This is a genomic window from Brevundimonas sp. FV2ps16 (assembly GCF_058681075.1).
Window position 1 is genome coordinate 485,508 of the sequence record NZ_CM178728.1, and the last position, 25,722, is coordinate 511,229.

Below are 25,722 nucleotides of genomic sequence, written 5' to 3' on the forward strand. Positions count from 1 at the left end.
TCCGAACGAACCGCCGCATCGCAGAAGGCGTAAACCGCAGCGTCCCCCAACGCCTTGGCTTAACGAAGTCCTAACGCCTCGCGGACCTGCATCTGACGTTCACTCGCACCGACTGTCGAGAGGGCGCCGACCGGCGTGATGCGGATCGTGGCGGGACTGTGTCTTTCTCGCCGCGCCTGGTTTTTGTCACCGGCGCCCGAAGGGCACCACCTTGTTGGCGTGGTCATGCCCAATATCGGCGTAACCCAGAAATTCTATACCCGATCTCAGGCACCAGTAGCGAACAATCTCATCCGGAGACTGGCCGAAATCGGGATCATTTGGCGTGACATCAGAAACACGTCCCAGGCGAATTCCGGCCACACGTCGGATAGAGTCCTGGCCCGTCAAGTGAAACATCATTCGGTCGATCCGGTAGGCCGCCTCCGACACCTCCTCCAGCATCAGCACATGGCCGGCCAGATCGGGCTCCAGGTCCGTGCCCAGCAACTGGTCGATGATGGTCAGGTTGAAGGCGACGGCCGGCCGGGGGTCGGTCGCCAGCGACGGCTCGATCCAGTCCGTCCGCCCGGTCGTCAGCCAGGCCAGGGCGCCCGCAGCCGTCGCATCGTCCCCCACCGAATCCGAGGCCATCGGCCCGTGCGCCAGATGTTCGAACCCGGCCTTGTACATCCCCGCCAGCAGGCTGCCCGCGTCGGAATAGCCCATGTATCGCTTCTTGCGGGCCACGGCGTTCAGGCGCGGGATCACCGAATCGACGATGCGGCAGGATCCATAGCCGCCGCGCGCGAACCAGATGGCGTCGATGCGCGGATCATTGGCGAACTCGACGAAGGCGTCCGCCCGCGCCCGGTCGTCGCCGGCGAAATGGCCGTGTTTCAGGAAACAGGCGGGGTGAAACACCACCGCCACGTCGCGATCCGGATGGTGCTGCGCCATCCAGGCCTCGACCGCCTCGGCCCGCTCCTTGGCGAAGCGCGAACTGGCGCAGACCACGCCGATCTTGAAGCTGTTGCTGTTCACGTCCGTCTTCTTCGTCGAAATTGCAGTCCGCCTCTGGCGGATCGGCCCGATCCCCTGTTCTAAGGGGGCATGAACCAAGACGCCTCCTATTTCTTCTGCGGCATCGGCGGGTCGGGCATGTTGCCCCTGGCCCTGATCGTCCAGGCCCAGGGCCACCGTATCGAAGGCTCCGACCGGGCGCTGGACCAGGGCCGTACGCCCGAAAAGTTCGGCTGGCTGCGCGCCCACGGCGTGACCCTGCACCCCCAGGACGGATCGGGCGTGACCCGCGCCGCCCAGACCGTGGTGGCCACGGGCGCGATCGAAGAGACCGTGCCCGACATCGGCGCCGCCCGCCGCGTCGGCGCCGTCATCCAGACCCGGCCCCAGTTGCTGAGCCAGCTGTTCAACGCCGCCCCGACCTCGGTCGGCGTGGCCGGCACCAGCGGCAAGTCCACCATCACCGGCATGATCGCCTGGATCCTGAGCCAGACCGACCGCAATCCCACCGTCGTCAACGGGGCGGTGATGAAGAACTTCGCCGACGCCGATCACCCGTTCGCCAGCGCCCTGGTGGGCGCTCCGGACCTGTTCGTGGCCGAGGTGGACGAGTCCGACGGCTCCATCGCCGGCTATGACCCCACCGTCGCCGTCGTCTCCAACATCTCGCTGGATCACAAGTCGATGGAGGAGCTGCGCGACCTGTTCGGCGGCTTCACCACCCGCGCGACCACGGCGGTGCTGAACCTCGACAATCCCGAGACGGCGGCCCTGGCTCAGACGCTTCCGGCCGACAAGGCGATCACCTTCGCCCTGGGCGAAGAAAAGGCCGACCTGTCCGCCCATGACCTGGTCCCCCTGCCGACCGGCATGAAGTTCCGCCTGATCGAAGGCTGGAGCGAATATGATGTCGTCCTGAACGTCCCCGGCGCCCACAATGTCGCCAACGCCCTGGCGGCCCTGGGCGCGACCAAGGCTCTGGGCGTGCCGACGGCCGAGGCGGCCAAGGCGCTGGAGACCTTCGCCGGCATCCGTCGCCGGATGGAGGTGGTCGGGACCGTGAACGGCATCACCGTCATCGACGACTTCGCCCATAACCCAGACAAGATCGCGGCCACGCTCAAGACCCTGCACGCCTTCGACGGCCGCCTGCTGATCCTGTTCCAGCCCCACGGCTTCGGCCCGCTGAAACTGATGCGGCAGGAGTTCATCGACGGCTTCGCCGGCCTGATGCGTCCCGACGACGTGCTGTTGATGCCCGAACCGGTCTACTACGGCGGCACCACCGACCGCAGCGTCGGCTCGGAAGATATCGCCTCCGGAGTCCGCGCCGCCGGCCGTCAGGCAGAGGCTCTGCCGACCCGCGCAGACTGCGGCGACCGGATCATGGAGATGGAGCAACCGGGCGACCGGATCATCGTCATGGGCGCCCGCGACGACACCCTCTCCAGCTTCGCAGCGGAGTTGCTGGGCCGACTGGATCAGTCGGCCGGCTGATAGACCCGGACGTAGTCGACCTCCATCCGCTGGGGGAAGACGGCGTCGTCGACGCCTTCCTCGCCGCCCCAGGTTCCGCCCACGGCGACGTTCAGGATCAGATGGAAAGGCTTGTCGAACGGCCAGGTCTCCACATCGCGCGCATGGTCGTTGGCGAAGCGGTGGAAGTGCTGGTCGTCGATCAGGAAGACGATCTCGTCCGGCGTCCAGCGCACCTGATAGCGGTGAAAGGCGTCGCAGGCGTCGGCGACCTGGCGCGTCGCCGTGCTCTGGGTGCCCTTCACGTGGTTGTAGGCCTCGGTGTGGATCGAGCCGTGCACCACGCCGGGGCGATGGCCGACATGCTCCATGATGTCGATCTCGCCGCCGATGGGCCAGCCGGCCGCCTTTTCGGGCAACATCCAGATGGCCGGCCAGCTGCCGCGTCCGCAAGGAATCTTGGCGCGGGTCTCGATGAAACCGCGCGACCAGGCGGTGGTCGATATCATCCGCGCGGAGGTGTAGGCCTGTCCGCCCCAGTCGGCCGGGAGCGGGTTGAGGGTCTCTCGCCGCGCCTCAACGATCAGCACGCCGTCCTCGATGCGGGCGTTCTCCGGCCGCGCGGCCGAATAGTATTGCAGCTCCTCGTTATACCAGCCGGTCTTGTTGGCCTGGGTGTCGTATCGCCACTTCGAGGCGTCAGGCAGGCCGTCGCCAGAGAACTCGTCGGACCAAGTCAGGGCGTACCCCGCCGGAGCGGCGGGTGTTTGCGGCAGGGTCGAAAGCGCCGCCGCCAGCAGCATGGAAATCATCGGTTCCTCCTTTTCGTTGCCCTATTGATGGCAGGAAGGCCCGGCGGGCGGCAGCCCTAATAGACGTCGCGGCGGTAACGACCGGTTTCGAGCAGGTCCAACAGAGCCTCGGCGCCCAAGGCGGTCTCCAGCGCCGCATGAACGCCTGCGGCCATGCCCTCGAGACTGCCGCAGACATGGATGGCGGCGCCGCGACCGATCCAGTCGCGCAGTTCGTCCGCCGCCCCGGCGACCAGATCCTGCACATACCGGCCGTCGCCCGCATCGCGCGAGAAGGCGCGGTCCAGCCGACGCAGTACGCCCGACTCCAGCCACCCCTGAAGCTCCGCATCGAAGAAGGCGTCGTGCGCCTGCGTCCGTTCGCCGAACAGCAGCCAGGCGCCGCCCCCGGCCGGGCTCCGCGCCTTCAGATGCGCCCGCAATCCCGCGATCCCCGTGCCATTGCCGATCAGGATCATCGGCGTCTCGTCCGCCGGCCCGTGGAAGCTGCGGTTGGTCCTCAGCCGCATTCCGATCTCTTCGCCGACCGCCAGATCCTGGGTCAGCCAGCCGGACGCCAGGCCCGGCGTTCCGTCGGGGTGACGCATCAGGCGGATCAGGCATTCGACCCGTCCGTCCGACGGCAGGGAGGCGATGGAGTATTCGCGCGATCCGGGCGCGACCCCGTCGCGTTCCGGCAGTCCCACTTCTGCGATGTCCCCCGCCGCCCAGTCCGGCGCCGGCCCGACAGGTTCAAACGCGAGATGATAGGCTGGGCCGCCGGGACTGCCCGGATTGACCAGGGTCCGCTCGACCAGCCGCCATGGATAGAAGGCCGCCGGCGTCCAATCCGGCGCGGAGAGGCTTCCCGTGATCTGGTTCAGCTGATGCTGCCAGTGGCGGATGGCCCCGGCCTCGCCGTTGTCCACCTCGACCGTATCGAACAGGGGTTCGGCGCCCGACCGCCGCAGCCAGCTGTCCACCGCATGGCCGAAGCCGCAGAACTGATCATAGCTGCGGTCGCCGAGGGCCAGCAGTCCGAACCTCAGCTCCTTCAGTTCCGCCGCCTCGCCCATCAGTTTCCGCACAAACCGGGCCGCAGTGTCGGGCGGGTCGCCCTCGCCGGTCGTCGACACGATCAGCAGGGCCCGCGACGCCGCCTTCAAGGCCGCCAGATCCAGATCGGCGAACGACAGAACCCTCGCCCCGACGCCGCCGTCCTGCAAGGCCTTGGCCGTCATCCAGGCCAGTTCCTCGGCGAAGCCCGTCTGGCTGGCGAAGGCCACCAGAACCGCGTCGCCCTCCCCGGCCATGGCGTCCGATCGCGCCCGCGCCGCCGCTTTGGCCCGGCGCTCGCGCCAGACGACGAAGCCCACCAGGACCAGCCACAGGGCTGCCGCCCCGGCGGCCCAGAGCCAACGCATCGGGTCGCCTGTCACCAGGGCTCTTCCATCATGGCGGACAAGGCCGGCGTCATCCGCTCGACCGGCCCACGGGGCGTCCGCTCCACGAACAGGGCCGCCAGACCGATCGCCTCGGCATGTTCAGGCCCGTCGAACGGCCCCATGACCGTCAAGGCCGTGGCGTAGGCGTCCGCCTTCATGGCCGAGGGGTGCAGCACCGTCACCGACGCCACAGCATTGGTCACCGGCCGCCCCGTCGAACCGTCGATGGTGTGCGGATAGACCCGTCCATTATGTTCAAAGGCGCGGCGGTAGTCGCCGCTGGTCGCCATGGCCATGTCGTACAGGGCCGCCACGGTGCGCGGCTCGGTCGAGCCCTCGACCCGTTCGATCTCGACCCACCAGGGCTGGGCGTCCGGCTTGACGCCGCGCCCCTTCAGCTCGCCGCCGATCTCGACCAGGTGCGAAGTCGCCCCGATGGCCGTCAGCCGATCCGAGACCCGGTCCACCGCATGGCCCTTGGCGATGCCGGAGAAATCCAGCTTCATACCGCCCATCTGCATCAGGCCGCGCGCCTCGCGATTCATCCTCAACCGACGCCAGCCCGACACCGCCAGCGCCGCCTCGACCTCTTCGTCGGACGGCACCGGCAGAAGCGCGCCGCGCGGCCCCGGCGGGCCGAAACCCCACAGGTCGACCAGGGCGCCCAGGGTCGGATCGACCGCGCCATTCGTCTCGTCCCCCAGGTCCATGGCCGCGTCCAGCAAGCCCCAGAAGTGCTCGGACACCGACCACATCCCTTCGGGCGCGGCGTTGAATCGACTGATCTCGCTGTTCGGCTCCCAGGGGCTGAAGGCGGCGATCACCGCCGCCAGCTCCTGTTCGATCGCCGCCCGCGCCTCGACCGGCCCCAAGAGGGGCGGGCCGATCAGCCGCACGCTCCAGGTCGTGCCCATGGTTGCGCCGTGCAGCGACAGAACCACGTCGCCGGGCGGACGGGGCGGAACCCCGTCCATCGGCGGAATCAGAACCCGGTTGTCGGCGCGGTCGGCGAGCGGAACCGGGTCGCCGAGCGTGACCGTGGGCGGGGCGGCGCGGGATCCGCGCGAGAAGGGACTGTCAGACATGCCCGTGGCTTAGGGCAGGACTTCCATCACCGCCACATAGCTGGCGTTCGAACCGAGGGTCTCGCCCTGGGCCGGCGCGCGGACCGAGGCGTTCAGCCAGTACATGCCGGCTGCCGGCCAGGTCACGGTGAAGGCGCCGTCGGCGCCGGTCTTGACCGTCATTTCTTCGGGATTGTCACGATAGCGCACGCCGCCGCGCGCAATGGTCACATCCAGATCGGCGGCGGGTTGACCGTCTTTGACCAGTTTGAAGGTCGCGGCCTCGCCGGCGGCCAGGTCGTTGGGATGGGTCACGGGAACCAGTTCCAGACCCTCGCCGGTCGTCTTGAACACGGTCTCCGACGCGTTGTTCAGGGTGACGAAGGTCTCGATCCGGCTGGCGGTGCGGGTCGCCTGCACCTCGGTCGCGCCTGCGGGCAGAGCGGCCGGATATTCGGCCGCCGAACCGCGCCAGCGCTTCTGTTCGCCGTTCAGCTTGTAGCTGGCCATGACGCCGCCCATGACATTGGCGACCTTGTAGGTGCCGTTCTGCGTCAGATGGACGTCGAAGGTGGTGCGGTATTGGCCCTGCATCAGATGTTCCGGCTGAACGGCCGATCCGTCCGGCGCCGTCACGACCAGGCCGTTCATCCGCATGGCGGCGTGATCGGGGATGAAGACCCCGTTGGACATGCCGGCGTCGAACCCGACCCAAGCGTCATTGCCCGACAGGCTGGTCGAGGTAGGCGCCATCCAGGCGCGGTGGGCCTGGGCGGCCATCGGCGCGGCCAGGGCGGCGGCGAAGGCCAGAAGCGTGATCGTCTTTTTCATGGGTCAGTTCCTCAGCGAGAGACGGTGACGCGCACGGCGCCCAGTTCGGTGGAGCCGGAAGCATTGGCGGTATTGGCGCCGCCCCAGCGGAAGGGCACGCGCACGACCTCGCGCCCGCCCAGTTCACGGGCCGCCTCGACGACGATGTTGTACTGGCCCGGTTGCAGGCCGCGCAGACGGGCGGCGGGGACGGTGATGGTCTGGCGACCTGGCGCGCGGGTGGCGCCCGAGACGCCGTCGGCCGGCAGGCTCATGGCCCGGCCGCCCTTGCGCCACCAGGTGCGCAGGTCCTTCAGCCAGTCCTTGCCGTCACCCTCGTTGTTGCGGGTCTGCTGATACCAGACCGCCAGGGTCTGGACCGCCGTCTGATCGGGCCGCTCGATCCACACCGCCACATAGGGCCGATGATAGGAGGCGGTGTTCAGCCGCGGCACATCGACGGTGACCGACAGGTCCGCCGCCAGAGCAGGCGCGGCGGCGGCCAGGCCGACGGTGGTGACGACGATAGGGAGAAAGCGCATCCGGGACACTCTTAGTGAATGAAGATCAGGGCGATAACGACGGGGATAAGCAGGCCCAGGGCCGCCAGCGGCCAGGTGGACGGCCGCCCCTTGGCGTGCAGCCACATCAGCCCCAGCCCCGTCAGGGCGAAGATCAAGCAGGCGACGGCGAAGACGTCGATGAACCAGAACCAGACGCCGCCGGCGTTGCGGCCCTTGTGCAGGTCGTTCAGGTAGGCGATCCAGCCGCGCGTCGTCGTCTCGTGCAGCACGTCGCCCGTCGCACGGTCGATGGTCACCCAGCCGTCGCCGCCGGGCGTAGGCAGGGCCACATAGATTTCTTCGGCCGTGGTCTCGGTCGGCTTGCCGGCGATCTCGGCCTTCAGCGTCTGCGCCGACCAGCGGGCGACGGCGTCGGGGACGGGATCGGTCGTCTCCTCGGGGAAGTCCGCCAGTCGCGCCACCAGGGGCGCCGGCAGGGCGGCGGTCTGTTCGACCGTCACCGGATCGGCGGGGATCGAGGCCGCGTGGTTCAGGGTGATGCCGGTGAAGGCGAACAGGACCAGGCCGACCAGACTGACCGCCGCCGAAATCCAGTGCCAGGAATGAAGCTGTTTCAGCCAGAATGACCGCGCGCCGTTCAGCGCCGCCTTGGGCTTTTTCGAGCCCTTGGCGGGGGGCTCGGCCTGATCTTGTGCGGCGAGTTCGGTCACACGGTGGCTGTGCCACTGTTGCGAACCGTTTTCAATAGCAGTCCGTGCGACGAAATCGCCGCACCGATCGTCAGTAGCTGAATCTCACCCCGGCCCGCACCGTGCGCGGCGGGGCGTAGCCGGCGACGTCGGTCCCGGTCATCGACACCTCGACCTCTTCATCAAAGGCGTTGTCCAAGGCGGCCCAGACCATGACGCCTTCGCGCGCCGCCCATTCCGCCCGGGCGTCCAGGGTCACTGCGGGGTCCAGGGTCCGGCTGTTCAGATCATCGTCGAACCGCGCCGATTCATACCGCGCGGCCAGGCCCAGGGTCAGACGCTGCGTCGCCCGCCAGTCCAGGCCCGCTGTCGCGCTCCACTCCGGCGCCTGGGCCGGACGCAGGCCGGTCAGCTGCGGCGCAGCCGTCCCGCCGTCCACCTCGGCGTCGGTCCAGGACAGGGCGGCGTTCAGCGACAGGACCTCGGTCGCCTGGACCGACCCATTCAGTTCGACGCCCCAGGCCTCGATGGTCCCGGCGTTCTGGCGCTGGCGCAGCACGCCGCCGGCCGGCACGAAGCCCGCGCGGGGGAAGGTGCCCGGCCCCTCGCCGATCGTGACGTTGACGATGGCGTCCTCGATCTCGTTCCAGAAGACCGTCGCCCCCCAGGCGATCCCGTCCCGGTCGTAGGCCAGGCCCGTCTCGATCCCGCGCAGGGTCTCGGGCTCCAGCGCCGAATTGGCCTCAGTGATGTCGTTGCCGACCCGGAACGGCCGGTGCAGCTCGTTCAGCGTCGCCGGCCGGAAGCCGGAATAGGCCGCCGCCCGCCAGGCGTAGCCGGCGCCCAGCAGACCGCTCAGATCCCGCCGCGCCGCCAAACGGGCGCTGAACACCTCGCCCGACCGGTCTTCGTCCATCTCGTCCAGGATGGGAGCGCCGGTCGCCAGCGTGTATTCGTAGCGGAAGCCCGCCTCGTTCTTCCACTGGTCGTAACGCAACCCACCCGCGACCAACCAGGCGCCGTCGGTCCAAGACCCGTCCACATAGCCGCCGGCCACCGATGTCTCGCCGCCCGCCCGTCGTCCCCGGGCGAAGCCCGCGCCGGTGGGATTGCTGAAGAATTCGTTGGTCGCACCCTCGTTGAACCGCGCGTCGGCCCCGACCTCCCACTCCAGCCGTCCGCCGGCGAAGTCGGCGGTGCGACGGCGCAGAGCTGTGTTCAAACCCCAGCCCGTCGCGGGGGTCTTGTACTGATTGTTGGCCGGGGTCGTGGTCGATCGATCCGCCGCCACCGCAGCCGAACTGTTGGCGAAATTGCTCTCGATCCGCCAGGCCTGCAGCCGCCAGCCGTATCCGTCGACGGGCGGCGCCTTGGCCGCCGTGGCGCTCAGGCTGTGGCCACTGGCGTTGGACCGGGCGTTGAGCAGGCCAGAGCCGCGATCCTCCTCCCAGGTCGCCGCCCGCAGCGACAGGTTCGCCCCTTCGAGATTGAGCCCGTCCAGCGGCGCATCGACCCGCAGGGCGGCGCTGCGGCTGTCCAGATCCAGCGGCGTATCCGCCGCCCCCGCCGCCGGCCCGCGCACCGGCGTATAGCCGTCGCTGGCCTCATACAGGCCCGACAGGGTCACCCCGACCGGTCCCAGCATGGTCGATCCCGACCCCGCCGCCCGCGCCCCGCCGCGCTCGGCGACCGAGAAGTCCAGCACTCCGCCGCTGTCCCGTTCTGTCAGGCCGATGACCCCGGTCAGGGCGCCGGCGCCATAAGGCCCCGCGCCCGCGCCGCGCACCACATCCACCCGCTCCAGCGATTCCGGCGCGACTCGGGACCAGATCACCCAACCGCCGAACGGATCATTCAGCGGAACCCCGTCCAGCGTGACCAGGGTCCGCCCCGCGCCCGACGGCGCGATGGCCCTCAGCGAAATCCCCTGGGTCGTCGGATTGGCGGCTAGGCTGGAGGTGCGGCGAAACAGGGACACCGCCGGCACGGTCCGCAGGGCCTCGTCCAGCCGGGCGGATCGCTCCAGCACCCGTTCGTCCAGCCGCACCACCGAAAAGGCGGCGTCGGCGGCTGCGGGCGGCAGACGGGCGGCCGTCACCGTGATTTCGGACAATTGGGCGGGCGGAGCGGGGGGAGCGTCTTGGAACATCCCGGTCACAATAGACCAGCTTCGCCTTGGTTCACCCCTGCGACCTTATAACCTCGATTGAGGCCTCGAGGTCACAGGTGATGGCGACGTCAAACCTCGGACCAGCGCCGCAGCAGGTTGTGATAGACCCCGGTCAGCTCGATCACCGCCTGATCCTTGGGCCCCTTCTCGCGCGCCACCCGCTGGGTCGCGACGTCCAGGCGGAACAGCATCTCGCGGTCGCCGTCGTCGCGGATCAGGCTCTGCATCCACATGAAGGACGAGACCCTCGCCCCGCGCGTCACCGGCATCACCTTGTGCAGGCTCTTGGACGGATAAAGCACCAGGTCCCCGGCCGGCAGTTTGACCGACTGGGGTCCGTACATCTCCTCGATGATCAGTTCCCCGCCGTCGTAATCCTCGGGCTCCGACAGGAACAGGGTCGCCGACAGGTCGCTCCGTATACGGATGGCGCCCCCGCCCCGCTGCTGGCGGATGGCGTTGTCCACGTGCAAGCCGAACTCGCCCCCGCCTTCATAGCGGTTGAACAGGGGCGGAAAGATCGTGTGCGGCAGGGCGGCGGCCACAAACATCGGATTGGCGTTCAGCGCCTGAACGATCAGGGCCGAAACCTCCCTGGCCACATCCGAATCTTCCGGCAGTTGCTGGTTCCGCTTCGCCGTCGCCGACTGATGGCCCGAGGTGACGTTGCCGTCCGTCCACGGGCCGGCGTCCAGCCGATCGCGCAGGGCCTTCACTTCGGCCTTAGAGAAGACTTCGGGAATCTGCAGCAGCACGACAGGTCTCGCTCAAAGAAAGACGGCCCCGCCGGAAGGACGGGGCCGTCGAGGATAGGCCGGGGATCGAGCCTTTAGAAGCGCAGGTTCAGCGCCAGGATCGCCTGTCGCGCGGACGCGGGATCGGCGTGGTGAACACCATTGGTGCGGATGATATATTCCTCGTCCGTCAGGTTCTTCACGTTCAGCTGCAGGCTGGCGCGATCCGTCAGATCATAAGAGGCGAAGGCGTCCACACGCGTCCATTCCGGGGCAAAGACGCGGTTGTTGCCGCCGCCCGCGCCGCCCTGGTTCCCGCCGAAGGATTCGGAGGTGTAGTAGACGCCGCCGCCCAGAGTCAGCTTACGCGTGACGCGGTAGGTGCTGAAGAGGCTGGCGGTATGTTCGGGCGTATTGGCCAGAGAATCGCCTTCAAAGGCGCTCGGCACAGGCACGCCGTTCACGATGGTGACGGCGCCCTTCACCAACTCAGAGTCCATGTAGGTGTAGCCGCCGAACACGGTCCACACCGGGGTGATGCTGCCGGATACGCCCAGTTCCAGCCCCCGGACCTCGACTTCGCCGATCTGCTCATAATGACCGACGTCCACCAGGATGGCGGCGTTCTTGCGGGTCGTCTGGAACAGGGCGGCCGACAGCGCCAACCGATCACTGAAGACATTGGCCTTGGCGCCGACCTCGAAACTTTCACTGTCTTCCGGATCCAGAACCGTATTCGCCAGATCGCCCGACCCAGTGCCGCCAGATCCGTTCTGGTCGCCCGAAGAGATGGTGGGCGGCGTCGAGGAGGTGGACCAGGAGGCGTAGACGCTGCTGCTCGCCGTCGGCTTGAACACCAGACCGACCTGATAGTTGGTGAACTCCCAGGTGCGCTCGGGCACGATCGTATAGGCCGTCGTCGTCCAGACGCCGGCCGACTGGTTCGCCGTCGCATTAACGCCGCGCACGGAATACTGATCCCAGCGCACGCCCAGGTTCAAGATCAGCCGCTCGCTCAGGGTGATGCTGTCGTTGGCGTAGACGCCGATGGTCTCGGTGGTGTTCGAGCTTGTCGGACCGCGATTGATCACGCCCGTCCAGGCGTCGTCGGCGTTCGGACTATAGACTTGGGTGCAGTCGCCAGCGCCCAGCGCGCTCGTCGCTGTCGGATAAGAACCACTGACGGTGGTCAGGCCCGTCGGGCAGGCCGCGCCCGAGGTGGTGTAGGTCGAATAGGTGGCGTTGCGGTTCCGCTCACGCGACAGTTCCACGCCCACGTCATAGCTGTGCTTGATCGCCCCGGTCGCGAACTGACCATAGACGTCGGTCACATTGGCCAGGGTGGTGACCGGGTTCCAGCGGGTCTTGGTGCCCCGCTTCATCCAGTAGGTGCCGTCGGCTGCACGCCCCACATAGCCGCCGTCGCCGGGGTTGGTGACGATATAGTCGTTCAGGGTTTCGGAATAGCGGCTGACGTTGCGGATCGTGGCCACATCATTGATGCGATGCTCGGCCTTGAAGGTGAAGGTGTCCACCTCATTGGTCAGGTAGTCGCGATCCTTGACGCCGTAGAAGCTGTCGTAGGGCACATCCAGGATGCCGCTATCGGTCGTGCGCACACCGATCTTGGTGAACAGCGGGATTCCGTAGTCCGGCATCTGGTCGCTGGTCAGGTGATAGTAGCTGAACACCATCGACGACGGCGTGCCCAGGCCCGCGCCCAGGCTGATCGCCGCGCCCCATTTGTCGTAATCGACGCTGTCGCGACCGGGCACGTCGCCCTGCGCCCCCATCAGATTCACCCGCAAACCCGCCGTCTCGCCCAGCGGCATGTTGGAATCGATCGTGCCGCGCAGGTAGGAGTCCGTGCCGACGCTGGCTCCGATGTTGGTGAACTCGGTCAACTGGGGCGCCTTGGAGCCCAGATTGATGCTGCCGCCGCCGGAACCCCGGCCGGAATAGACGGCGTCAGGCCCCTTGATGACCTCGACCTGCTCCAGGTTGAAGACCTCGCGTTGCTGGCCGCCCGTGTCGCGCAGGCCGTCCACGAAGATGTTGTTGCCCGACGACTGCCCCCGGATGAAGGGCCGGTCCGCGAGCGGCTGTCCGCCCTCGCCCGCACCGAAAGTGATGCCGGGCGAGTTCATCAGCACGTCTTGCAACGAGGACGCCGCCGTCTGTTCGATGATCTGCTGCGGAATGATCGTCACCGCGCGCGGCGTGTCCAGCAGAGGCGCGACGAACTCGGGGCTGGCGGGTTCGCGGCGGATGCGGCGGCCGGTCACGTCGATGGCTTCGAGCCCGTCGTCCTTGCTGGTCTGCAGCGCGGTCGCGATCGGCGCGTCAGCAGCGGAGACCTCGGCGGCCAGGGCCGGCGCGGCGACCAGCATGCCGGCGGCGCTGGAGGCGAACAGGAGGGAACGGAGCGCAGCGGCGCGGAACTCGGACATATTGGGGCGACCTTTTGGCCTGATTTTGCGATGCGGTCGCAATAGAGCGCTTCACAATGTCGCACAAGCACAATTGCGACTTAATCGCATTGAGGCCCGAAGGACGTCAGGTCACCGCCTTCATTCGCACCGTCTTCGACGGCGTCAGGTCCAGCCAGGTCGGATCCGGCATGGCCTTGTGCGCGGCGGCCAGAGCTTCGGACCAGCGCCGGCCCAGGTCGCGGAAATAGGGATCGTCAGCATCGATGCGCCGTTCCATCCCGGTCAGACCGTCACGCGGAATTACGATCAGGTCCAGCGGCGGCCCCACCGCGATATTGGAGCGAATGGTCGAGTCGAACGAGATCAGCCCCAGTTTCACCGCCTCGGACAGGGGGGTGTAGTCATGAAGGGCGCGGTCCAGGATCGGCTTGCCGTATTTCAGCTCGCCGATCTGAAGATAGGGGGTGTCGGCCCCGCACTCGATGAAATTGCCCTGACCATAGACCAGATACAGGCCCATCTTGCCGCCGCCGATCTGGCCGCCCAGCAGCATGGAGGCGTTGACGTTCAGGGCGTCGGCGGTGGGCGAGGCCGGCGTATTGATCGTAGCCCGCACCATGGCCATCGCATGCCCCAGGATCTGCGCGGCGCGGAACAGGCTGGGCGCGGTCTCCAGGGTCTCCGGCCCGGTGGAGTCGGGCAGCTTGACCCCCTCGGCCACCATGGCCAGGGCCGTCTGGGTCACCGACAGATTGCCGGCCGTGGCCACGGCCAGGATCCGTTCGCCCGGCGTCTTGAACACGTGCAGCTTGCGATAGGACGAGATGTTGTCCACGCCCGCATTGGTGCGGGTGTCGGCGATCATCGCCAACCCCTCCTCCACCAGCATGCCTACGCAATAGGTCACTTCGCTATATCCGCTCCCGGTTCTGCGAATCGTTTGACGCTAACAGATTCCCCGGCCATGGCGATCAGGACCATCCCTTGGACTGATGTTGTTGCTGGCTCTGTTGCACAGGCCGCACATGAAGGGCGACCGTCAGGCTGCCGACCCCGCCGCCGTAGCTGGTCCCCCGGATCGGCGTCGCCCCCAGCGAGTCCAGCCCCACGGCGATGCGAACATAGTTTTCCGTCGGACAGATGCCGTTGGCCGCATCGAACCCGACCCAGCCCAGCCCCTCGATCCAGGCCTCGGCCCAGGCGTGGGCGGCGTCCTGATCGTGCTGGCCGTCCGACCGGTTCAGATGGCCCGAGACATAGCGGGCCGGCACACCCAGGGCGCGGGCGCAGGCGATGAAGATCTGGGCGTGGTCCTGACAGACGCCGCGCCGGATGTCGAAGGCCTCGGCCGCCGTATGGGTGGCGGACGTCGCCCCGACCTCGAAGGCCACGCCGCCATGGATCGCGCCCATCAGCCGGTGCATCCGCTCCAGCGGCGCGCCCTCGCCGATCTCTCGCGCGAAGTCGACCAGGGCGGGATTGGCCTGTGTCAGGCGGGTGTCGCGCAGATAGACGCCCGGCTGCAGCCGGTCGTTCTGGCCCCGGATCACGCCGCCGGTGTCCACGGTCGAGACCTCGCCCGTCACCCGGATGGTCAGGGCGTCGGTCGGCCGCTCGGTATAGAGGCTGTGAACAATATTGCCGAAGGCATCCTCGCTGCGCCGCAGCCGGGCGTCGACGTCTGTCTCGATACGCCATTCGCGCACCTGCTGGCTCTCACACGACTTGGGCGTCAGCCGCAGCATCTGCACGATGAACCGCGCCGGCCGGGCGTAGGCGTAGCGGGTGGAGTGGTCGATCCGTATCCGCATGGTCAGACCAGATATTGTTCGTGGACGGCGGCGGCCAGGGCGTTGTTCTCGTTCAGGAAGCCCTGGATGTACTCGTGCAGACCGGACTGGAAGATGTCTTCGATCCGGGCCTCGTTGAACTGGGTCAGGCGGTTGGAGGCCAGCCTCTGCGCCGGGCCGCGCCGGCCGTAATCGGTCGCCAGCCGCTCCAGATAGCTGACGATCATGCCCTGGCACGACGCCAGCGACCGCGGCATCTGCCGGTTCAGCACCAGCAGATCCGCCACCAGCCAGGGCCGCACGCTCTCGCGATAAACCCAGCGATAGGCGGTCAGGGCCGAGACTTCACGCAACAGGGTGGTCCATTGGAAATAGTCCAGCTGTCCCCCCACCCGCTCGCCGGGCGGCAACAGCAGGTGATATTTGACGTCCAGCAGGCGGGCGGTGTTGTCGGCCCGCTCGATCGCCATGCCCAGCCGCAGGAACCAGTAGGCGTCATTGCGCAACATGGTCCGCGACGAGGCCCCCTCCACCGCCAGAGACGTCGACTTCACGAAGTCCAGGAAGTTGGTGAAATCATCCCGCTTGGTCGGCTCGCCCAGTTCGTTCAGCCCGTTCCAGGCGCCGTTGATCGCCTCCCACAGCTCGATGGTCAGGGCGGTCCGCACCGAACGGGCGTTGGTCCGCGCCTTGGTGATACAGGCCTTGATCGAGGTCGTGTTGTCCGCCCCGAAGGCCAGATATTCGCGGACCGACTTCTCGGACACCGTGCGACCGGTCGCATCGAAGGCCGACTTGACGCCCGACGACGAAATCGCGCCGGCCCAGGCGGTGACGGTGGCCTGATCCTTGGCCGGCAGGGCCGCCAGGCGGATCGCCGCCTCCAGGATGCGCGCGAGAAAGTCCGCCCGCTCCATATAGCGGCCGGTCCAGTACAGGCTGTCTGCAGTGCGAGAGAGCATCAGTTATCCAGCACCCAGGTGTCCTTGGTTCCGCCGCCCTGGCTGGAGTTGACCACCAGCGAGCCCTCCTTCAGCGCCACTCGCGTCAGGCCGCCGGGCGCGACCCGCACCCCCGCCGGACTGGACAAGACGAACGGCCGTAGATCGACGTGCCGCGGCGACAAGTCGCCTCCATTCAGGGTCGGCGCCGTCGACAGGCTCAGCGTCGGCTGGGCGATGAAATCGTCGGGATCGGCGATCAACTTAGCGCGAAACGCCTCGATTTCGGCCTTGGTCGAGGTCGGTCCCACCAGCATGCCGTAGCCGCCGGAGCCGCCGACCTCCTTGACCACCAGTTCGTCCAGCTTACCCAGAACTTCTTTCAGCGCATCGGCCTCGCGACAGCGCCAGGTCGGCACATTCTTCAGGATCGCCTCCTCGCCGGTGAAGAAGCGGATGATCTCGGGCATGTAGGTATAGACGGCCTTGTCGTCGGCCACCCCCGTCCCGACCGCATTGGCCAGGGTCACACGCCCCGCGAAATAGGCCGACATCAGCCCCGGAACCCCCACCGCCGAGTTCGGCATGAAGGTCAGGGGATCGATGAAGTCGTCGTCGATGCGGCGATAGATGACGTCGACCCGCTTAGGGCCCTCGGTCGTGCGCATATAGACGGTGTCGTCATTGACGAAGAGGTCGCCGCCCTCGACCAGTTCCACCCCCAGCTTGTCGGCCAGGAAGCTGTGCTCGTAATAGGCCGAGTTGAACGGCCCGGGCGTCAGCACGACGATGGTGGGATCTTCGCCCGCCCCCGACGGCGCCGAGGCCTGTAAGGACCGCAACAGCATGTCGGTATAGATTTCGACCGGCCGCACCGCATGTTCGGCGAACAGGTCCGGGAACAGCCGCATCATCATCTCGCGGTTCTCCAGCATATAGGAGACCCCCGACGGCGTGCGGACATTGTCCTCCAGCACATAGAAGCCGTCCTCGCCGGTGCGGACCAGATCGACACCGGCGATATGGCACCAGACGTCGCCCGGCGGCCGGCGGCCCTGCATCTCGGGCCGATAGTGCGGATTGGTCAGGATCAGGTCGGCGGGCACGATCCCCGCGCGGATACAGTCCTGCGGCCCGTAGATGTCCTTCAGGAAGGCGTTGATGGCGGTGACCCGCTGCTTCAGCCCCTTCTCCAGCCCGCCCCACTCATCGGCGCCGATGATGCGCGGCACGACGTCGAACGGGATCAGCCGCTCGTTGGATTCCTCGTCGCCATAGACGGCGAAGGTTACGCCCATACGGCGGAAGAACAGCTCCGCCTGGCGCGAGCGCGCCTGCAGCAGATCCGGCGGGGCGTTTTCCAGCCAGGCCGCCAGGGTCTTGTAGCTGTCGCGGATCGCGCCTGATCCGCCGCCGTTCATTTCGTCGAAAGCTCTCGTCATCCGCCCCCGCCGCGTTGAGATCGCAGCTTGATCGATCCCGAACGAAAAGCGCAACAGTTTTGTTGCACTGCGGCGACGACTACTTGCCCGCAAACAAACCCTCTCCCGCTTGCGGGAGAGGTGGCTCGTCGTCCGCGCAGCGGACCAGGGTCGGAGAGGGAAGTCTCGTTTTACTAAAGGAAGACTTCCCCCATCGTCAGGCGTGTCGCTTCGCGCCACGGCCTGACACTTCCCCCGCAAGCGGGGGAAGGTCCGGTGAAAATCAGATCCCCACCGCCTTCATCGACACCGCCTGATCCGCCAGCTTCGCCACATCCACCGGCTTCCCCTTCCCGATCAGCTGTTTGCCCGCCATGAACTCCGGCGGCGCATTGACCGCCTCGACGCAGACCACCCGGTCGCCGTTCAGGTGAAACACCGCAAAGCCCCCCGCCGACGGATCGCCCCGCACCACCTGACGGTCCGCATCGAACGGCAGTCCGGCGATCTGAAGCTTGAAGTCGTACTGATCGGACCAGAACCACGGCACCTCCGCCGCCGGTCCCGGCCGCCCGACGATGGCCGCCGCCGCCTGCTTCGCCTGTTCCAGCGCATTGGGCACGCTCTCCAGCCGGTGCGAGACCCCGCCGTGCACGGGAATCGGCCGCCGCGTCATGTCGCCCACGGCGAAGATGGCGGGATCGCTGGTCCGCGCCTGCTCATCCACCACCACCCCGTCGTCGCATCTCAGGCCCGCCGACCGCGCCAGGCTTTCGCACGCCAGTGCGCCCACGCCGACCAGAACCGCATCCGCCTGCACCACCGATCCGTCCGCCAGCGTCACCCCGTCATGAGCGACCGCGACCACCTCGGCCCCGGTCAGGATCTCAACACCATGCGCCCGATGCTGAGCGGTGAAGAAGGCCGACAGGGTCTCCGACGCCACCCGCGCCAGCACGCGCGGCGCCCGCTCGATCACCACCGCCTCGGCGCCCAGGGCCCGAGCCGAGGCGGCCGCCTCCAACCCGACATAGCCGCCGCCGACCACCGCCAGCCGCCTGCCCGGCCCCAGTACGGCCTTCAGCCGCTCGGCGTCCTTCAGCGTCCGCAGCTCCAGCAGTTCGGGATGATCCCCGCCCGGCACAGGCAGTTTGCGCGCCGTCGATCCCGTCGCCAGGACCAGGACGTCATAGGTCTCGCTCGTCCCGTCGTGGAAGGCGACCGTCTTCGCCTCCGGGTCCACCGACACGGCGACCGTCGACGACCGAAACTCGATCCCCTGCTCCTCATAGAAGCTCAGCGGCCGCAGCAGCAGCGCCTCCAGATCCGCCTCGCCCTTCAGCCAGGCCTTGGACAGGGGCGGCCGCTGATACGGCGGCGCATCCTCTTCGCCCACCAGCACGATGGGGCCTTCATGGCCGTACTGCCGCAGAAAGGCCGCGACGGAGCCGCCGGCGTGCCCGGCGCCGATGATCAGGATCTTGGTCATGGCCGGACAGATAGAGCGGTGCGCGGGCCGGCGTAAGTCGTGATTGGTGAATCGTCAGTCGTGACTGGAGCCCGCGCGCCCGATCACGAGTCACCAGTCACGGCTCACGCCACCCCTTGACCGTTCCACTGTTACAGCATAGTGGAACGCGCATGACGATCCCGCCCGCCCGTGACGCCCTCTATGACGCCCTGCTGTCGATGCAGACGCGCGCCGAGATCGACGCCTTCCTGGCCGATCTGTGCACCCCGGCGGAACTGCGCGCCTTCGCCGAGCGCTGGCAGGTGGCGCGCCTGCTCGACGCCGGCGACAAGTCCTATCGCGAGATCGCGGCCGAGGCCCACGCCAGCCCCACCACCGTCGTCCGCGTCGCCCGTTATCTCAAAGACATGCCGCACCAGGGCTACCGCCTCGCCCTGGACCGCCTGAAGAACACGAACTGAGTATCCGAACATGAGCACCGTACAAGGCCGGCTTCGCATCGCCGTCCAGAAATCCGGCCGTCTGGCCGACCGCAGCCTGGACCTGATCCGCGACGCGGGTCTGAAATGGGTCAAGGGTCACAACGACCTGCTGTACCGGGTCGAGAACTATCCGATCGACCTGCTGCGCGTCCGCGACGACGACATCCCCACCTTCGTGGCCGACGGCGTCTGCGACCTGGGGATCGTCGGCGAGAACGTGCTGGAGGAAGGCCGCAACGGCGGGGCCAACGCCTCCGTGGTCATGCCCCTGGGCTTCGGCCGCTGCACCCTGAAGATCGCCACGCCCCCGACCCTGGCCTATGACGGCCCGGCCTCGCTGGACGGACTGCGCATCGCCACCTCCTATCCCAAGATCCTGCGCCGCTTCCTGGACGAGCGCGGGGTCAAGGCCGACATCGTCGTCATGCGCGGCGCCGTCGAGGTCGCGCCCCGGCTGAAGCTGGCCGCCGCCATCTGCGACCTGGTCTCGACCGGCGCGACGCTGGAGGCCAACGGCCTCGGGGCCAAGGACACGGTGCTGGAAAGCCAGGCCGTCCTGATCCAGTCCCCCGTCGCCCCCGAGCCAGCCCTGCAGCACCTGCTGGACAGCATCATCGAGCGGATGTCGGGCGTGGTGTCCTCGCAAGGCGCCAAATACGTCATGCTGAACGCCCCGCGTTCGGCGCTTGATGAGATCACGGCCATCCTGCCCGGCGCCGGCTCGCCCACCGTCATGCCGTTGATGGGCCGCGACGACGCGGTCGCCGTCCACGCCGTCTGCCAGGAGGCCGTCTTCTGGGAGACGCTGGAGAAGCTGAAGGCCGCCGGCGCCTCGGCCATCCTGGTCCTGCCCATCGAGAAGATGATGTGATGAAACTGATCGACTGGTCTTCCCTCGACGCCGCCGGCAAGAAGGCGGCCCTGGCCCGCCCGGCCCAGCGCACCGCCGGCGACGTGACCGAGGTGGTCCGCACCATCCTGGACGACGTGCGCGAACGCGGCGGCGCGGCGGTCGCCGACTGGTGCCTGAAGCTGGACAAGGCCCCGCCCCGCCGCATCGCCATCACGCCCGAGGCCGTAGCCGAGGCGCGCAACGCCCTGCCCCCCGGCGACGTCCGCGCCCTGCGCATGGCGGCCGAGAATGTCCGCGTCTTCCACCAGGCGACCAAGCCCGAAGACACGCCCTTCATCGAGACCACCCCCGGCGTGCGCTCCAAACTGGCCTGGCGTCCCATCGCCTCGGCCGGCCTCTATATCCCCGGCGGCACCGCCCCTCTTTTCTCCTCCCTGCTGATGCTGGCCATCCCGTCCGGCGTCGCCGGCGTGGGCCAGCGCGTCGCCGTCACCCCGCCTTCAAAAGACGGCGGCGTCCACCCCGCCATGATCCTGGCCGCCGCCGAGGCTGAGCTGGACGCCCTCTGGCTGATGGGCGGCGCCCAGGCCATCGCCGCCCTGACCTTTGGCGTCGAACTGGAGGACGGGATCATCCCCGCCTGTGACAAGCTGTTCGGCCCCGGCAACGCCTATGTCGCCGAGGCCAAGAAGCAGGCGTCTGCTCTTCCGGGCGGCCCCGCCGTCGACATGCCCGCCGGCCCGTCGGAGCTGATGGTCATCGTCGACCGCGACGCCGCGCCCGAGATCGCCGCCGCCGACCTGCTCAGCCAGGCCGAACACGACGCCGACGCCCAGGTCATCCTGGTCTCCACCAGCCGCGCCACCATCGACTACATCCTGTCGGAGGTTGAGACCCAGGTCGCCACCCTGCCGCGCGAAGCCATCGCCCGCGCCTCGCTGAACGAGGCTCGCGCCATCCTGGTCCGCGACCTCGACGCCGCCGCAGAAGTCGCCAATCTGTATGGCCCCGAACACCTGGCGATCCAGATCGACGACCCCGAACCCCTGGTGGACTCCATCAACGCCGCCGGCGCCGTCTTCGTCGGCCGGTTCGCGGCCGAGACCCTGGGCGACTACGCCGCCGGCCCCAGCCACGTCCTGCCGACCGACGGCGGCGCCCGCACCCTGGGCGGCGTCACCACCGCCAGCTTCATGACCACAATGTCGGTCCAGCTGGTCACGGAGGCCGGCGCCCGCGCGCTTGCGCCCATCGCCGCCCGCCTGGCCCGGATGGAGGGGCTCGAAGCCCACGCCCGCGCCGCCGACCTGAGGGCCGAAGGATGACCCTGCCCGCCCCCTACCCCCCGCTGGTCTCCGGCGGCGAGGGCCTGGATCGCTATCCCGGCGAGCCTGCCGCCCTGAGCGCCCGCATGGCCGCGATCTACGCCGTGCCCGCCGACCAGGTCCTGCCGGTGCGCGGCCTGACCCACGGGCTGGAGCTGGCCTATCGCCTCGCCGCCCGCGACGGCGGCTCGGTCGAGGCGCCCAAGGCCGAGCCCTATGACAGTCTCGCCGCCATCTATCCGGCCAAGGGTGAACCCGCAGTCGTGGTCATCCGCGCCCTCGGCTCGCCCGAGGCCGTGGCCGAAATGGCCGCCCGCGTCGCCCCCGCCCTGCTGGTGGTGGACGAAGGCCTGATCGAGTTCTCCGACAGCATCTCGGCCGCCACCGTCGTCGCCGATCAGCCGAACCTGGTCGTGCTGCGCAGTCTGTCCCTGGCCTATGGCCTGGCCGGCGCCCGCGTCGGCGCCGCCATCGCCCAAGCCCCGACCCTGGCCCGCCTCGCCTCGGTGCTCGAGCCCTACGCCCTGCCCGAGCCCCTGGTGCGGCTGGCGCAACAGGCGCTGGACCCGTCGCGGATGATCGAGACCGCCGAGCGGATCGCCTCGGTCCGGCGCGAGCGCGAGCGGATCGCCCGTGAACTGGGCCGCCAGATGCCGGTCGAGCCCGGCGTCGGCCCCATCCTCATGGCCCGGCCGGAAGACCCCGCCGCCGCCCTGGCCGCCCTGACGACCTATGGCGTCGCGGCCGACCTGTCGGGCGAGCGGCTGCGCCTGCCGGTCTCGATCAAGCCCGAGGTCAACGACCGGCTGCTGGCCGCCTTCGGCCTGACGCCCGCCAAGCGCCGCCCGGCCCGAGTCGGCCAGGCCGTGCGCGATACGAAAGAGACCCGCATCGTTTGCGCCGTCGATCTGGACGCCCCCGGCCCCATCAAGATCGAGACCGGCGTCGGCTTCTTCGACCACATGCTGGAGCAGATCGCGGCCCACGGCGGCTTCTCCGTGCGGCTCCAGTGCGAGGGCGACCTGCACACCGATCCGCACCACACGATCGAGGACAGCGCCATCGCCCTGGGCCAGGCGCTGAAACAGGCGCTGGGCGAGCGCAAGGGCATCGCCCGGTACGGCTTCGTCCTGCCGATGGACGAGGCCAACGCGACGGTCTCCATCGACCTGTCCGGCCGCCCCTATCCGCTGTTCGAGGGCACGTTCGACACCCCCTTCATCGGCGACTACCGCACCGACCTGACCGCCCACGTCTTCCGCTCGCTGGCGGAGGCCATGGGCGCCGCCGTCCACATCAAGGTCACGGGCCAGGACGACCACCACAAGACCGAGGCCGTCTACAAGGCCTTCGGCCGCGCCCTGCGCCAGGCCATCCGGGTCGAGGGCGACGCGGTGCCGAGCACGAAGGGGGTGTTGTGACCGAGGTCGCCGTCATCGCCTATGGCGCCGGCAACGTCGCCTCGGTCCAGTTCGCGCTCGAGCGTCTGGGCGCGACCGTGCGCCTGACCGACGATCCCGCCGTCATCGCCGAGGCCGAACGGGTCATCCTGCCCGGCGTCGGCGCGGCCGGCTACGCCATGAGCCGGCTGGCGGAGTTGGGCCTGGTCGAACCGATCCGCGCCTTCCCCCGCCCCCTGCTGGGCGTCTGCCTGGGCCAGCAACTGCTGTTCGGATCCAGTCAGGAGGGCGAGGGCGTCGATCTGCTGGGCTTCATCCCGGGCGCCGTCTCCCGGCTGGAGCCGGCGGGCGCCCTGCCCGTGCCGCATATGGGCTGGAGCCGGCTGACGCGCGACCGCGACGACCCGCTGCTGGAGGGGGTCGCCGACGGCGCCTACGCCTATTTCGTCCACGGCTATGTCTGTCCCGACGGCCCCGCCACCCTGGCCCGCGCCGACTATGGCGGCCCCGTCCCCGCCATGGTCCGCGCCGCCAATCGCTGGGGCTGCCAGTTCCACCCCGAACGCTCGGCCGAGGCCGGGGCGACGATCTTGCGGAACTTCCTGCAGGTCGCCGCATGACCCGCGCCGCCTCCCCCTCCCCGTCATCCTCGGGCTTGACCCGAGGACCGGACCATCCGCCGCTCGTGCGAGCTAGGCCCCGCACGAACCGATCCACGCCAGATCCTCGGGTCAAGCCCGAGGATGACGAACGGAAGCCGACCCTATGCTGATCTACCCCGCCATCGACCTGAAGGACGGCGTCTGCGTGCGGCTGATGCACGGCAAGTTTGATCAGGTGACGCAATACGACGAACAGCCCGCCGCCCGCCTCAGCGCCTTCGCGGCCGAGGGCGCCGAGTGGATCCACATCGTCGATCTGGACGGCGCCGAGGCCGGCCAGGCCATGCAGCACGCCCTGATCGGCGACCTGACCAAGGCCATCGAGGTCAAGATCCAGTCCGGCGGCGGCGTCCGCGGCGCCAATGATGTGGCCAAGCTGCTGGACGCGGGCGTGTCCCGCGTGGTCGTCGGCTCCCTGGCGGTGACCCAGCCCAACGACGTCGCCGCCTGGCTCAAGGGCTTCGGCGTCGAGCACATCACTCTGGCCCTGGACGTCAAGATCGAGGACGGCGTGCCCGTCCCCGCCCTGAAGGGCTGGACCCAGTCGTCGAGCGTCACCCTTTGGGAGGCGCTGGATCGTTATCCCAAGGGGACGGCGAAACACCTGCTGGTCACCGACGTGGGCCGCGACGGCGCCATGACCGGCCCCAATCTGGAGCTGCTGGCCGAGATCCGCCGCCGTCGCCCGGATCTGGTGCTCCAGGCCTCGGGCGGCGTCTCGTCGCTGGAGGATCTCGCGGCGGTCAAGGCCCTGGGCTGCAACGGCGCCATCGTCGGCCGCGCCCTGTACGAGAACCGCTTCACCCTGCCCGAAGCCATAGCGACGGCGGCATGACTGCGCGACGTATAATCCCTTGCCTGGACGTCAAGGACGGCCGGGTGGTCAAGGGCGTGAAGTTCGTCGGCCATACCGACATGGGCGACGCCGCCGAACTGGCCGCCCGATACCGCGATGCGGGCGCCGACGAACTGGTCTTCTACGACATCACCGCCAGCCCAGAGGGCCGGACCCTGGACTATGGCTGGATCAAGGATATCGCCCGGCTTCTGGACATTCCCTTCTGCGTCGCCGGCGGCATCCGCAGCGTCGATCAGGCCGCCCGCTGCCTGGAGCACGGGGCGGACAAGGTGTCGATCAACTCCCCCGCCCTGGAACGCCCGGAACTGATCGCCGAAATGGCCGCGCGGCTGGGCAGCCAGTGCGTCGTCGTCGGCGTCGACAGTCGTCTGGAAGACGGCGAATGGGTGGTCCACAAATACACCGGCGATCCCGACGCGCGTCGCAGCGCCGGCAAACGCACCCTGGACTGGCTGGACGAGGCGCAGAGCCTGGGCGCCGGCGAGATCGTGCTGAACTGCATCGACCAGGACGGGGTTCGACGCGGCTACGACATTGAACAACTGTCCGCCGCCCGCGCGCGCCTGACCATCCCCCTGATCGCCTCGGGCGGCGCCGGCGCGCCCGAGCATTTCAAGGCCGTGTTCGAACAGTCGGACGTCTCCGGCGCCCTGGCCGCCAGCGTCTTCCACACCGGCGCGATAGCCATCCCCGACTTGAAACGATACCTGGCCGACCAAGGCCTGGAGATGCGGATATGACCCTCGACCCCAACACGATCAACTTCGCCAAGGGCGACGGCCTGGTCCCCGTCGTGGTGCAGGACGCCGCCACGCTCCAGGTCCTGACCCTGGCCTATATGGACCGCGCCGCCCTGGACGAGACCATCCAGTCCGGCGAAGCCACCTTCTTCTCCCGCTCGCGCGGCGGACGCTGGCGCAAGGGCGAGACCTCGGGCGACCGGCTGCACGTCGTCGGCATAACGCCCGACTGCGACAACGACGCTCTGGTCCTGTCGGTCAATCCGGTCGGCGACGCCTGCCACCTGCACCGCACCAGCTGTTTCGGCGAGGCCGACGCGCCGGGCCTGGGCCGCATCGCCCGGCTGGAACGGACCATCGCCGAACGGGCCGCCGCCGATCCGTCCGAAAGCTGGACCGCCCGGCTGATCGCCGAGGGCCCGAAACGCATCGCCCAGAAGGTCGGCGAAGAGGGCGTCGAGACCGCCCTGGCCGGCGTCGCAGGTCCGGATGAGGAACTTGCCAGCGAGGCTGCGGATTTGATCTATCACCTCTTGGTGCTTCTCCACGTCCGTAACATGGTGTTTCAGGACGTGCTGGACGTGTTGGCCTCCAGAGCGGAAGCGGGCAAAGCGACGCCCAGACCTTAAAGGCGACTGATC

24 protein-coding genes are annotated in these 25,722 nt (G+C 68.4%); 9 read left to right on the forward strand and 15 right to left on the reverse strand.

Annotated elements, in window-relative coordinates; translation table 11 throughout:
* Nucleotides 1-186: 186 nt before the first annotated feature.
* Nucleotides 187-1,023 (reverse strand): LD-carboxypeptidase, encoded by an 837-nt coding sequence (locus ACW170_RS02265; RefSeq protein ID WP_492088091.1) that lies wholly within the window; start codon nucleotides 1,021-1,023, stop codon nucleotides 187-189.
* A 69-nt stretch (nucleotides 1,024-1,092) separates the two neighbouring features.
* Between ACW170_RS02265 and ACW170_RS02270 the strand changes: the two genes are divergently transcribed.
* Entirely contained in the window at nucleotides 1,093-2,499 is a 1,407-nt protein-coding gene (locus ACW170_RS02270) for a UDP-N-acetylmuramate--L-alanine ligase (protein ID WP_492088092.1), read from the forward strand.
* On the opposite strand, the gene ACW170_RS02275 is transcribed toward ACW170_RS02270, so the two are convergent.
* The 14 genes from ACW170_RS02275 to ACW170_RS02340 form a co-directional block, all read right to left on the reverse strand.
* On the reverse strand, nucleotides 2,484-3,290 hold the full coding sequence (locus ACW170_RS02275; protein ID WP_492088094.1) for a glycoside hydrolase family 16 protein: 807 nt from the start codon (nucleotides 3,288-3,290) through the stop codon (nucleotides 2,484-2,486). The genes ACW170_RS02270 and ACW170_RS02275 overlap by 16 nt on opposite strands.
* Nucleotides 3,291-3,346: 56 nt before the next feature.
* The gene (locus ACW170_RS02280) at nucleotides 3,347-4,693 is read right to left on the reverse strand and encodes a sulfite reductase subunit alpha (RefSeq protein ID WP_492088096.1); all 1,347 of its coding nucleotides are present in this window, start codon (nucleotides 4,691-4,693) and stop codon (nucleotides 3,347-3,349) included.
* A gap of 11 nt (nucleotides 4,694-4,704) precedes the next feature.
* Nucleotides 4,705-5,799, reverse strand: coding sequence for an FAD:protein FMN transferase (locus ACW170_RS02285; protein ID WP_492088097.1), 1,095 nt, complete (start codon nucleotides 5,797-5,799; stop codon nucleotides 4,705-4,707).
* Nucleotides 5,800-5,808: 9 nt separating this feature from the next.
* Entirely contained in the window at nucleotides 5,809-6,609 is an 801-nt protein-coding gene (locus ACW170_RS02290; RefSeq protein ID WP_492088098.1) for a DUF4198 domain-containing protein, read from the reverse strand.
* Between the two features lie 11 nt (nucleotides 6,610-6,620).
* Complete coding sequence (locus ACW170_RS02295) at nucleotides 6,621-7,130, reverse strand: DUF2271 domain-containing protein (protein ID WP_492088099.1); 510 nt, start codon at nucleotides 7,128-7,130, stop codon at nucleotides 6,621-6,623.
* An 11-nt stretch (nucleotides 7,131-7,141) separates the two neighbouring features.
* Entirely contained in the window at nucleotides 7,142-7,822 is a 681-nt protein-coding gene (locus tag ACW170_RS02300; RefSeq protein WP_492088100.1) for a PepSY-associated TM helix domain-containing protein, read from the reverse strand.
* Nucleotides 7,823-7,892: 70 nt separating this feature from the next.
* Entirely contained in the window at nucleotides 7,893-9,950 is a 2,058-nt protein-coding gene (locus ACW170_RS02305; protein WP_492088101.1) for a TonB-dependent receptor, read from the reverse strand.
* 89 nt (nucleotides 9,951-10,039) lie between these two features.
* Nucleotides 10,040-10,726, reverse strand: coding sequence for a Fe2+-dependent dioxygenase (locus tag ACW170_RS02310; protein ID WP_492088102.1), 687 nt, complete (start codon nucleotides 10,724-10,726; stop codon nucleotides 10,040-10,042).
* Nucleotides 10,727-10,800: 74 nt separating this feature from the next.
* Nucleotides 10,801-13,155, reverse strand: a complete 2,355-nt coding sequence (locus tag ACW170_RS02315; protein WP_492088103.1) for a TonB-dependent receptor — start codon at nucleotides 13,153-13,155, stop codon at nucleotides 10,801-10,803.
* A gap of 106 nt (nucleotides 13,156-13,261) precedes the next feature.
* On the reverse strand, nucleotides 13,262-14,044 hold the full coding sequence (locus ACW170_RS02320) for a proteasome-type protease (RefSeq protein ID WP_492088104.1): 783 nt from the start codon (nucleotides 14,042-14,044) through the stop codon (nucleotides 13,262-13,264).
* A gap of 64 nt (nucleotides 14,045-14,108) precedes the next feature.
* Complete coding sequence (locus tag ACW170_RS02325) at nucleotides 14,109-14,948, reverse strand: transglutaminase family protein (protein WP_492088105.1); 840 nt, start codon at nucleotides 14,946-14,948, stop codon at nucleotides 14,109-14,111.
* 2 nt (nucleotides 14,949-14,950) lie between these two features.
* Complete coding sequence (locus ACW170_RS02330; protein WP_492041545.1) at nucleotides 14,951-15,889, reverse strand: alpha-E domain-containing protein; 939 nt, start codon at nucleotides 15,887-15,889, stop codon at nucleotides 14,951-14,953.
* Nucleotides 15,889-17,310: a circularly permuted type 2 ATP-grasp protein gene (locus ACW170_RS02335; protein WP_492088107.1), complete on the reverse strand. Its 1,422-nt coding sequence runs from the start codon at nucleotides 17,308-17,310 to the stop codon at nucleotides 15,889-15,891. The genes ACW170_RS02330 and ACW170_RS02335 overlap by 1 nt, the downstream gene beginning before the upstream one ends.
* Before the next feature lie 262 nt (nucleotides 17,311-17,572).
* Entirely contained in the window at nucleotides 17,573-18,778 is a 1,206-nt protein-coding gene (locus tag ACW170_RS02340; RefSeq protein ID WP_492088109.1) for an NAD(P)/FAD-dependent oxidoreductase, read from the reverse strand.
* Between the two features lie 152 nt (nucleotides 18,779-18,930).
* Between ACW170_RS02340 and ACW170_RS02345 the strand changes: the two genes are divergently transcribed.
* From ACW170_RS02345 to hisIE, 8 genes are all read left to right on the forward strand, one after another.
* On the forward strand, nucleotides 18,931-19,221 hold the full coding sequence (locus ACW170_RS02345; protein WP_492088110.1) for a YerC/YecD family TrpR-related protein: 291 nt from the start codon (nucleotides 18,931-18,933) through the stop codon (nucleotides 19,219-19,221).
* Nucleotides 19,222-19,231: 10 nt separating this feature from the next.
* Nucleotides 19,232-20,113 (forward strand): ATP phosphoribosyltransferase, encoded by an 882-nt coding sequence (hisG, locus tag ACW170_RS02350; RefSeq protein WP_183198808.1) that lies wholly within the window; start codon nucleotides 19,232-19,234, stop codon nucleotides 20,111-20,113.
* Nucleotides 20,113-21,420, forward strand: coding sequence for a histidinol dehydrogenase (hisD, locus tag ACW170_RS02355; protein WP_492088112.1), 1,308 nt, complete (start codon nucleotides 20,113-20,115; stop codon nucleotides 21,418-21,420). The genes hisG and hisD overlap by 1 nt, the downstream gene beginning before the upstream one ends.
* Nucleotides 21,417-22,841 (forward strand): imidazoleglycerol-phosphate dehydratase HisB, encoded by a 1,425-nt coding sequence (gene hisB / locus ACW170_RS02360; protein ID WP_492088113.1) that lies wholly within the window; start codon nucleotides 21,417-21,419, stop codon nucleotides 22,839-22,841. Before hisD ends, hisB begins: the two co-directional genes overlap by 4 nt.
* A complete protein-coding gene (hisH, locus tag ACW170_RS02365; RefSeq protein WP_492088114.1) occupies nucleotides 22,838-23,440 on the forward strand; it encodes an imidazole glycerol phosphate synthase subunit HisH in 603 nt (200 codons plus the stop codon). The genes hisB and hisH overlap by 4 nt, the downstream gene beginning before the upstream one ends.
* A 145-nt stretch (nucleotides 23,441-23,585) precedes the next feature.
* Complete coding sequence (hisA, locus tag ACW170_RS02370; protein WP_492088115.1) at nucleotides 23,586-24,317, forward strand: 1-(5-phosphoribosyl)-5-[(5-phosphoribosylamino)methylideneamino]imidazole-4-carboxamide isomerase; 732 nt, start codon at nucleotides 23,586-23,588, stop codon at nucleotides 24,315-24,317.
* Nucleotides 24,314-25,081, forward strand: a complete 768-nt coding sequence (gene hisF, locus ACW170_RS02375; RefSeq protein ID WP_492088116.1) for an imidazole glycerol phosphate synthase subunit HisF — start codon at nucleotides 24,314-24,316, stop codon at nucleotides 25,079-25,081. Before hisA ends, hisF begins: the two co-directional genes overlap by 4 nt.
* Nucleotides 25,078-25,710 carry a bifunctional phosphoribosyl-AMP cyclohydrolase/phosphoribosyl-ATP diphosphatase HisIE gene (gene hisIE, locus ACW170_RS02380; RefSeq protein ID WP_492088117.1) on the forward strand — a complete coding sequence of 211 codons (633 nt, stop codon included), beginning with the start codon at nucleotides 25,078-25,080 and terminating at the stop codon, nucleotides 25,708-25,710. Before hisF ends, hisIE begins: the two co-directional genes overlap by 4 nt.
* Nucleotides 25,711-25,722 lie beyond the last annotated feature (12 nt).

Coding starts and splice junctions, on each gene's coding strand:
- ACW170_RS02305 (WP_492088101.1), bottom strand. CDS start 9,950: ATGTTCCAAGACGCTCCCCCCGCTCCGCCCGCCCAATTGTCCGAAATC.
- ACW170_RS02270 (WP_492088092.1), top strand. CDS start 1,093: ATGAACCAAGACGCCTCCTATTTCTTCTGCGGCATCGGCGGGTCGGGC.
- ACW170_RS02330 (WP_492041545.1), bottom strand. CDS start 15,889: ATGCTCTCTCGCACTGCAGACAGCCTGTACTGGACCGGCCGCTATATG.
- ACW170_RS02340 (WP_492088109.1), bottom strand. CDS start 18,778: ATGACCAAGATCCTGATCATCGGCGCCGGGCACGCCGGCGGCTCCGTC.
- hisD (WP_492088112.1), top strand. CDS start 20,113: ATGAAACTGATCGACTGGTCTTCCCTCGACGCCGCCGGCAAGAAGGCG.
- ACW170_RS02295 (WP_492088099.1), bottom strand. CDS start 7,130: ATGCGCTTTCTCCCTATCGTCGTCACCACCGTCGGCCTGGCCGCCGCC.
- ACW170_RS02290 (WP_492088098.1), bottom strand. CDS start 6,609: ATGAAAAAGACGATCACGCTTCTGGCCTTCGCCGCCGCCCTGGCCGCG.
- ACW170_RS02285 (WP_492088097.1), bottom strand. CDS start 5,799: ATGTCTGACAGTCCCTTCTCGCGCGGATCCCGCGCCGCCCCGCCCACG.
- ACW170_RS02275 (WP_492088094.1), bottom strand. CDS start 3,290: ATGATTTCCATGCTGCTGGCGGCGGCGCTTTCGACCCTGCCGCAAACA.
- ACW170_RS02345 (WP_492088110.1), top strand. CDS start 18,931: ATGACGATCCCGCCCGCCCGTGACGCCCTCTATGACGCCCTGCTGTCG.
- hisIE (WP_492088117.1), top strand. CDS start 25,078: ATGACCCTCGACCCCAACACGATCAACTTCGCCAAGGGCGACGGCCTG.
- ACW170_RS02315 (WP_492088103.1), bottom strand. CDS start 13,155: ATGTCCGAGTTCCGCGCCGCTGCGCTCCGTTCCCTCCTGTTCGCCTCC.
- hisF (WP_492088116.1), top strand. CDS start 24,314: ATGACTGCGCGACGTATAATCCCTTGCCTGGACGTCAAGGACGGCCGG.
- ACW170_RS02335 (WP_492088107.1), bottom strand. CDS start 17,310: ATGACGAGAGCTTTCGACGAAATGAACGGCGGCGGATCAGGCGCGATC.
- ACW170_RS02280 (WP_492088096.1), bottom strand. CDS start 4,693: ATGCGTTGGCTCTGGGCCGCCGGGGCGGCAGCCCTGTGGCTGGTCCTG.
- ACW170_RS02325 (WP_492088105.1), bottom strand. CDS start 14,948: ATGCGGATACGGATCGACCACTCCACCCGCTACGCCTACGCCCGGCCG.
- hisB (WP_492088113.1), top strand. CDS start 21,417: ATGACCCTGCCCGCCCCCTACCCCCCGCTGGTCTCCGGCGGCGAGGGC.
- hisA (WP_492088115.1), top strand. CDS start 23,586: ATGCTGATCTACCCCGCCATCGACCTGAAGGACGGCGTCTGCGTGCGG.
- hisG (WP_183198808.1), top strand. CDS start 19,232: ATGAGCACCGTACAAGGCCGGCTTCGCATCGCCGTCCAGAAATCCGGC.